This window comes from Thermococcus sp. (assembly GCF_027052235.1).
Classification (GTDB): Archaea; Methanobacteriota_B; Thermococci; order Thermococcales; family Thermococcaceae; genus Thermococcus.
On record NZ_JALUFF010000070.1, the window covers coordinates 307 to 8016 of the forward strand.

A 7710-nucleotide genomic window follows, 5' to 3' on the forward strand; every position below is an offset into this window, starting at 1 on the left:
TCAATCAGTATCCTAATCCGAGAACCCGGGGGTATGTTCAGCTTTCTTAGGGGGATTATCACATCGCCCCGATATATGGCAACTATCTCCTCAGGCATGGTTAAAAATTGAGAAACCAGCTTTTAAACATTTGGAACTATCACTCAATAAGCCTCTCGTGCTCCTGTTTTATGCAGCGGTGAGCGACCGCGATTAATCCGGCCTCCTTGGCCTTCTTAAAGGCCTCCTCGCTGAACGTCCCGAACTGGAACCATACTACTTTTGCCCCCTTCTTTATCGCCTGCTCCACGTAGTCCATCGTGAACTCCGGTCTTACGAAGAGGTCAACGATTTCAACCTCGTCCGGGATATCAAGGACGCTGGGATAGCACTTCCTCCCGAGGATTTCGTCATAGCGCGGGTTCACCGGGTAGACCTCGTAGCCATTCTCAAGGAGGTAGCGCATCACCTCGTTCGAGTCGCGTTCCGGCTTTGGAGATGCTCCAACGAGGGCTATCTTCCTGTACTTCGTCAGGATTTCCCTGATGTCCTCATCGCTGAGCCTGTCAACGGGGGTTGTCCTCACCATTCTACCACCCGAGGGGAATGGAAGTCAACCTTTAAATCTCTACCGAGCTCTGTTGATTTCCGGCAATTCCACGAGAACCGTAGTTCTCCTAACGCCCACGATCAAGACTCTATCCCCTCTACTGGCTTTTCCGTTCAGGCAGAGGGCACGCCAGAGCTCGCCCTCAACCTTGACGATGCCTTCAGGATTGAGGTCTTCAAGGACAATCGCAGTCTTCCCTATTAGGCTCTCGGGGCCGACTTCGGGCTTTCTCTCAAGGCCTCCCCTGAGAACGTAGGGTGCAACCGCAATGTCTTTAGCTAGAAGAACTGCAAGTAAGAGCAGAGTTGCCCAGAGGGGAACTCTAAGGCCAAGCTGGGGGAAGAGCAGGAGGAAGAGAGCTACTACCAGAACCTCATCCGCCAGCAGGGCGAGGAGCTTAAGTGCCCCCACCGAGCCACCTCCAGTAGGGATTGAGCTCTATGATGCTCCACCACTTTCTCAGCTCTTCCCTGGCCTCGCGGTAATCTGGGTAAAAGCGCCCAACAAAATCCCAGAAGGCCTTTGAATGCTCCTGAAACTTCAGGTGGGCCAGCTCGTGAACAACAACGTACTCCCTAAGCTCCGGCGGAACCGAAACGAGGCGAACGTTGAAGTTGAGGTTGCCCCTTGAAGAGCAACTCCCCCACCTGCTCCTCTGGTGCCTGATGAAGACCTTTTTGGGAGAAACGCCCATCCTCTGAGAGTACCCACTAACAAGTGCGAGTATCTTTGGCCTGAGATAGGCCTTAAGCTCGGCCAGAGTCTCGTCTGGATAAGCCGAGAAGACGACCGTCCTGAACCTCTCGTGAACCTTCGCTTTTCTTCCCCTGATGACCTGATAGAACTCCCCGTCTATGGGAAAGCCCTTCTCTGCTACCTCCCTCAATCCATCTATCTCGCCGAGCTTGGCCTCAAGCCAGCCCCTGTGGCGCTCGACGAAAGAGCCAACGTCGTAACCTTCCGGGGCGGTAACGATAACCTTTCCGTCCGGCTTCACTTCGATGCGCGCGTATTTCACGGGCCTCCGGCGGACTTCGATGTCCATCCCATCACCTTTTAAGGAATTTTGAGAATTGGGCCTTATGAACCTTCGGGTCATCAGGAAGAAGACCAAGAGCCTATACACCCGCTCAAGAATTCCGGGAGTGAGCTGGAGCGTGAACCAGTACGTCGGCTGTGCCTTTGCCTGCAGGTACTGCTACGCCCGCTTTTTAACCCGGTGGAAGGACTACGGCGAGTGGGGAACATGGGTTGAGGTGAAGACTAACGCGCCCGAGCTGGCCAGAAAGCGCGTTGAGGGAAAGGTCGTTATGTCCACCGTTAGCGACCCCTACCAGCCGTTGGAGGCGGAGATGAAGCTCACTCGGAGGGTTCTTCAGTATATGGACAAGAGGAACGAGCTCTCAATCCTCACCCGGTCGCCACTGGTTACGCGCGATATCGACCTCTTTAAGCTCTTCCGCTCGATAGAGATTGGCATGACTATAAACGGCTTCACGGGAAGAGAGAAGAGGCTTTTTGAACCTCTCGCCCCGGTTCACAGGGCAAGGGTAAGCGCCCTGGAAGAGCTCCACGATGCGGGGTTAAAGACCTACGCCTTCGTCAGCCCGATAATTCCGGGGGTGAGCGACGTGGGGGCGGTTGTTGAGGAAACCCGGGACTTCGCCGGTTATTACTTCTTTGAGGTCCTCAACCTCCGCGCCTCGGGGAGGAACTTCCGGAGGCTTCTCCGCGAGGAGTATCCGGAGAGCTACGCCGTTCTTACCGACGAGGAAAAATTCCGGAAGTTCCTGCGGGAGCTGAGGGAGGAGATAAAAAGGCTTGGAGTGAAGGCTGAGAGAATAGAGACCCACCAGAGGGGCTGGGAGTTCGTTAAACTTTAGTCACCAGAAGGGGGAGAGCAGTGAACCGCCGTAGGCGAGCCAGAGCAGGAACGCCGTTGAGAAGGGAACCGTGAACTCGTCGTAGGCCGATTGCAGGGGAAGGCTTTCGAGGAGCGTCGCCATAAAGGCCGTGCCGGCGATTATGCCCCACGAGGGGTCTAAGGATAGAACCTTGTACGAACCCCAGAGGGCCAGAAGGGAAACCAAAAACATCGTCGAGCTCCCGGCGAGAGTCTTCCGCCCGTTCCATGGGATTTTGGGCCCTCCGATGGTCTGGCCAACTATCGCGTTGAAGCAGTCGCCGAAGGTGGAGACCCAGAGGGCCGAGAGGGCCGCCAGCTTTGGAAAGACCGTGCAGACGATTCCCATCGTGACCCAGAAGAGGAAGCTCCCGAGGAAGTTGTCCCCCTCGTCCTCCCTCGCCATCGTTCTGTAACTTAGATCAGCTATGGGAACCGTGAACGACCAGCCCCGGCGGAGCTTGAGGTGCTGGAGGGTGTAGAGAAGGGCCAGCGACCAGACGACGATGAGGGTGACCCACTTAGGCGTGAAAAGTATTATGGGCGCCCCAAGGATTCCCGGAGAGACGTGCCAGAGCTTCCTCACAAGCTCGCGCTTCTCCAGGCCCACCTTAAAGCCCCCCGCTCATTTCTCCGGAATCACCGCGATGACGAGCGAGTTAACGTTCGTTCCTGTAGGGCCTGTCCTGAGTAGGGCCCCGACCTTTTCGAGGGCGTGATAGGCGTCGTGCCTTTTGAGGACTTCCTCGACATCGATCCCAGCTTCTTTCAGCCTTTCAAGGGTTTCTCCGTCAACTATTCCGCCAGCGGCATCGGTCGGCCCGTCGGTTCCGTCTGTGTCCACAGCTAAAACAACGGCGTTGAGGCCCGCTATCTTCCGGGCAACGCTCAGGGCGAACTCCTGGTTCGGCCCTCCGAGGCCTGCATCTCCAGTTATCGTGACCGTCCACTCTCCTCCAGCAATCAGGACTGCCGGCTTTCTCACTGGTCTGTTGTAGGCGGAAACCTCCTCAACGATGGAGCCTATTGCGAGCGCCACCTCCCTCGCTTCCCCTTCGAGGGTCGTCGTCAGGATTTCGGCGTTGTATCCCAGCTCCTCCGCCTTCTTCTTAACCCTCTCGCAGGCGATTCTGCCGCTCCCCACGATGAAGTTGTGGACGTTAGGTAAGTCCTCCTTCAGCGTCTCCTCAGCCTCTCCCCTCAGACCGCGCTCGATGTGCCTCCTAACGCTCTCGGGCAGCTTCTCCCAGACGTTGTAGAGCTTTAAAATCCTGTAGGCATCTTGAAACGTCGTGGGGTCTTTCACCGTCGGGCCTGAGGCTATAGCCTCAAGCCTGTCTCCGACCACATCGGAGAGGATTAAGCTTATCACAGTTCCCCTAACGCGCTTCGCGAGCTTTCCGCCCTTGACCTTTGAGATGTGCTTTCTCACCGTGTTTATCTCGTATATCCTTGCACCACTCCTAAGGAGGAGCTCGTTCGTCCTTATTTTGTCCTCAAGGCTTATCCCGTCCTCCGGGAGGAGGAAGAGGGCCGAACCGCCCCCCGAGATGAGGACGAGGAGGATATCATCTTCCCCGACTTTCTCAGCCAGCTCAAGGCCGAGCTTTCCGGCTAAAAGGGAGTTTTCGTCCGGAACAGGGTGTCCGGCCTCGATAACCTTGATCCCCCGCGTTCTGGGACAGTTCTCCGCGTAGCCGTACTTCGTCGCTATAAGGCCTTCCTCCACGGGGAGAAGCTCAAGGACGGCCCTTGACATGGTACATGCCGCCTTTCCAAAGGCGAGGAGGTAAACACTGCCCTTAACCTCGAACTCCTCTGAGGAAACCACGAGTTTCCCGTTTTTGACCTTCAGGTTCCTCCTGACGGCGGTGTAGGGGTCGGCGCTCTTTATGGCCTCGTCCATTATCGTGAGTGCAAGTTCCTTGGCGTCCATCAAAACACCTCAGCCCAAAAGAATTATCCTCTCGGCCTCAACGTCCTCAAGGGACGCGTTCCAGCCTCCTATCACGTACCTCTGGCCCTCGTCGGTCTCGACCGTTATGTTCGAGATAACCCTGCCCTCGCTCTCGAAGAAGTCCACTACCCTGCCCTTTATGTGAACGGGAACCTTTGAGCGGGTGAACTTCCCGAAGACCTCGACCCTAGCGCCCTTCAGGCCGAAGTCCCTGATGTCGTCAACGAGGTCGCGGATGTGAATGTACTCCTTGGGCAACTCAAGCTTCCTCTCCTCCCTGTAAACTACCTTCCCTGTCGGCCAGAGGGCGTGGTAGAAGTAGCGGTCGAGCATGAAGAGGAGGTGGTTGTCCCTTATTATCAGACCGTAGCCGTGGAGCGAACTACCCGAGCCGAGGGCCTCGTAGGGGAGATAAATGCCAGTCTCCCTGTCCTGAATGACGAGTATGGGATCGGGGACTTCACGGGTTCTTATCTCGTTCGCCACCGGGGGCACTTCCCCCGAACCGTAGACGAAGAGGTGGACGACGACCTTCTCGGCCTTCTTTTTCCTCAGCTCCTCCCCAACCCTCGCGAGAAGGCCGATGGGAAGGGCAATGCTTATGTGGTGCCTTGCGTTCTCTATGGCCTCCTCAAGGTGCTCCTCGAAGGTTATACGGCTCTTTATCACCGTTACGCTCCCCACTTCCCTGTGGGGGGTGTAGATTCTCTCAAGCTCGCCCTTGAGCTCCTCAAGCCTCTCGTTGTAGCGCCTCCTTATGGCCTCGACGACCTTCTCCGGACTGAGGGGTATGACCCTCATCGGCCTGCCGGGTGTCGTCGTGATGAAGCCCTTCGCCATGAGCGTCCTTACCACGTCGTATATCCTCGGCTGGGGCACCTTGGAGAGCGTTGCCAGTTCTCCAGCGGTGAGGGGGCCGTTCTTCAAAAGGGTAAGGTAGGCCCTAACCTCGTACTCGTTCAGTCCAAGCTCCTTCAGCCGGGCCCTAACCTCCCTCTCCTCCATAGGCACTCCTCAGATTACCGCTTTCTCGGTCTTCTTGTCAAAGACGTGGATGTTGTCAAGGTCAACTTCTATTTTAATCTTATCCCCGACCGGGAGCGGTATATGGCCTGGGAGCTTCACCTTGATGAGGTTGTCGCCCACCTTGACGTGGATTATGGTGTCCGTCCCGAGGGCCTCGACGAAGTCTATAACCCCTTCCATCTCCGCGGTTCTGCTCACGTGCTCAAGGGTCGAGACTCCCTTGACCGTCATGTGCTCGGGCCTTATGCCGAGGTAAACATCCTTACCGATGTAGTCCTTGAGAAGTTCCTTGAAATCCTCGGGAAGCCTCAGCCTGAAGCCACTCCCTTCGAGATATAAGCCGTCCTCCTTTTCAACGACCGTGGCGTCAACTATGTTCATCTCGGGGGCGCCTATGAAGGTAGCCACGAAGAGGGAGTTGGGCTTGAGGTAGACCTCAGTCGGGGGGCCGACCTGAAGGAGCCTGCCCTGGTTCATAACTGCTATCCTGTCTCCCATAGTCATTGCCTCGACCTGGTCGTGGGTGACGTATATCGTGGTAACCTTCAGCTTGGTCTGGAGCTTCTTTAGTTCAGCGCGCATCATTACGCGGAGCTTTGCATCGAGGTTGCTCAAAGGCTCGTCCATGAGCAGAACGTCGGGTTCAACCACTATGGCCCTCGCAACGGCGACACGCTGTCTCTGACCGCCGGAGAGCTGTCCGGGGTAGCGGTCGAGGAGGCCCTCTATCTGGAGTAGCTCAGCCGCCCATTTAACGCGCCTGTCTATCTCGTCCTTCGGGTACTTCTTCACCTTCAGGGGGAAGGCTATGTTCTCGTAGACCGTCATGTGGGGCCACACTGCATAGCTCTGGAAGACCATCGAGATGTTCCTGTCCTTCGGGGGAAGATACGTAACGTCCCTGTCGCCAAAGTATATCTTCCCCTCCGTCGGCGTCTCCAGTCCGGATATCATCCTCAGGGTTGTGGTCTTTCCACAGCCACTGGGCCCGAGGAGGACGAGGAACTCGCCGTTCCTGACCTTGAGGTTCAGGTTCTTGACGGCCTCAAAATTTCCAAACCTTTTTGTGACGTTTTCAAGCCTAACTTCAACCATACAAACACCTCACTTGAGTGTTATACCCCACATCGTCACGAGATACTTCCTTGCGAAGAAGATGAACAGCATCGCCGGCAGGGTCATTATGAATGCAGCCGCGAACTTGTAGTAGTCAGGTGCAGCACCGCCGCTGGAGCCCGCCATTATTGAGAGTATCTGGGCCGGCAGCGTCCTATGGGTCAGGGTTAAGACCGAGGCGACGAACACCTCGTTCCAGCTCATGACGAAGGTGAACATTGCCGCAGCTGCAAGTCCGGGTAAAGCCAGCGGGAGGGTTATCTTGAGGAAAGAGCCGAGCCTCGTTAACCCAAAGACCATCGCGGCTTCCTCGTACTCCTTCGAGACGCCCGCGAATATGCTTGAGGTTATTAAGACAACGAAGGGCAGGGCCATCGCGGTGTGCGCCAGAGCAACACCGAGGAGCGTGTCGGCTAGATGGAGCCTGATGTAGAGGACTATAAGCGGTATCGCCATGACCGGGATTGGGAACATCCTGAGGGCTATTATGGAGAGCTTTATAGTATCTCTACCCGGAAAGACGAACTTCGCTATGGAGTAGCCCGCCGGAATGCCGAGGACGAAGCTTATGATTATGGTGAGCGTCGCCACGATGACGCTGTTCTTTATTCCATCCCACGCCCCGAGTGTAAAGAGGATTACCCTGACGTACTCGGTCGTGTAGTGGTGGGGGAGTACCAGGTCGGGGTTGTAGTAGTCGGCCTTCGTTGTGAAGCCGTATAGGAAGGAGACTATTATCGGTATGAGTATCCACGCGACGGCGGTGAATATCACCGTGTAGAAGCCGATTTTCTTGAGGGTGTAGACCGTCTCGTCCCTCATCTCATCACCTCCAGGTACTCCGCCCTCAGGAACTTAACGTAGAGAGCCCCGAAGAGGATTGAGAGACCCGCTATGATGAGCGCGTAGATTGACGCCACGCCGTAGTCCTTGATGACCGTCAGCTGGTAGAAGCCCTCTCCGGCGAGAACTGGAATGTCTCTCCCGGCCAGAATCCAGACGACACCGAAGATCTGCATCGCGAAGAGTGTCCTTATTATGAGGGCACTCTGTATGCTGGGCTTGAGCATCGGAAAGACTATCCTCCTAAGCCTCGTCCAGTAGCTCGCCCCGAAGACC

10 protein-coding genes and 1 pseudogene are annotated in these 7710 nt (G+C 56.1%); 1 reads left to right on the forward strand and 10 read right to left on the reverse strand.

What is annotated here, in order from left to right; translation table 11 throughout:
- From MVC73_RS10880 to MVC73_RS09555, 4 genes are all read right to left on the reverse strand, one after another.
- Positions 1-98, reverse strand: a 98-nt coding sequence (locus tag MVC73_RS10880; protein ID WP_366938958.1) for an antitoxin family protein, incomplete at its 3' end; no start/stop codon positions are given.
- A 41-nt stretch (positions 99-139) separates the two neighbouring features.
- Positions 140-568, reverse strand: coding sequence for a CoA-binding protein (locus tag MVC73_RS09545; protein ID WP_297510331.1), 429 nt, complete (start codon positions 566-568; stop codon positions 140-142).
- 39 nt (positions 569-607) lie between these two features.
- Positions 608-1000 (reverse strand): NfeD family protein, encoded by a 393-nt coding sequence (locus MVC73_RS09550; protein WP_297510334.1) that lies wholly within the window; start codon positions 998-1000, stop codon positions 608-610.
- Entirely contained in the window at positions 987-1634 is a 648-nt protein-coding gene (locus MVC73_RS09555) for a SprT family zinc-dependent metalloprotease (RefSeq protein ID WP_297510337.1), read from the reverse strand. Before MVC73_RS09555 ends, MVC73_RS09550 begins: the two co-directional genes overlap by 14 nt.
- A 37-nt stretch (positions 1635-1671) precedes the next feature.
- Here MVC73_RS09555 and MVC73_RS09560 point away from each other — a divergent pair, with 37 nt between their 5' ends.
- Positions 1672-2472: a radical SAM protein gene (locus MVC73_RS09560; RefSeq protein WP_297510339.1), complete on the forward strand. Its 801-nt coding sequence runs from the start codon at positions 1672-1674 to the stop codon at positions 2470-2472.
- Here the strand turns inward: MVC73_RS09560 and MVC73_RS09565 are convergent, their stop codons facing one another.
- From MVC73_RS09565 to MVC73_RS09590, 6 genes and pseudogenes are all read right to left on the reverse strand, one after another.
- The gene (locus MVC73_RS09565) at positions 2473-3102 is read right to left on the reverse strand and encodes a phosphatidate cytidylyltransferase (protein WP_297510343.1); all 630 of its coding nucleotides are present in this window, start codon (positions 3100-3102) and stop codon (positions 2473-2475) included.
- Positions 3103-3117: 15 nt separating this feature from the next.
- On the reverse strand, positions 3118-4428 hold the full coding sequence (locus MVC73_RS09570) for a glycerate kinase (protein ID WP_297510346.1): 1311 nt from the start codon (positions 4426-4428) through the stop codon (positions 3118-3120).
- 9 nt (positions 4429-4437) lie between these two features.
- Positions 4438-5454, reverse strand: a complete 1017-nt coding sequence (locus MVC73_RS09575; protein WP_297510349.1) for a TrmB family transcriptional regulator — start codon at positions 5452-5454, stop codon at positions 4438-4440.
- 9 nt (positions 5455-5463) lie between these two features.
- Entirely contained in the window at positions 5464-6570 is a 1107-nt protein-coding gene (locus tag MVC73_RS09580) for an ABC transporter ATP-binding protein (RefSeq protein WP_297510351.1), read from the reverse strand.
- A gap of 9 nt (positions 6571-6579) precedes the next feature.
- Positions 6580-7413 (reverse strand): carbohydrate ABC transporter permease, encoded by an 834-nt coding sequence (locus MVC73_RS09585; RefSeq protein ID WP_297510354.1) that lies wholly within the window; start codon positions 7411-7413, stop codon positions 6580-6582.
- A pseudogene (locus tag MVC73_RS09590) lies at positions 7410-7710 on the reverse strand (sugar ABC transporter permease); the annotation flags it as partial. The gene MVC73_RS09585 and the pseudogene MVC73_RS09590, both read right to left, overlap by 4 nt.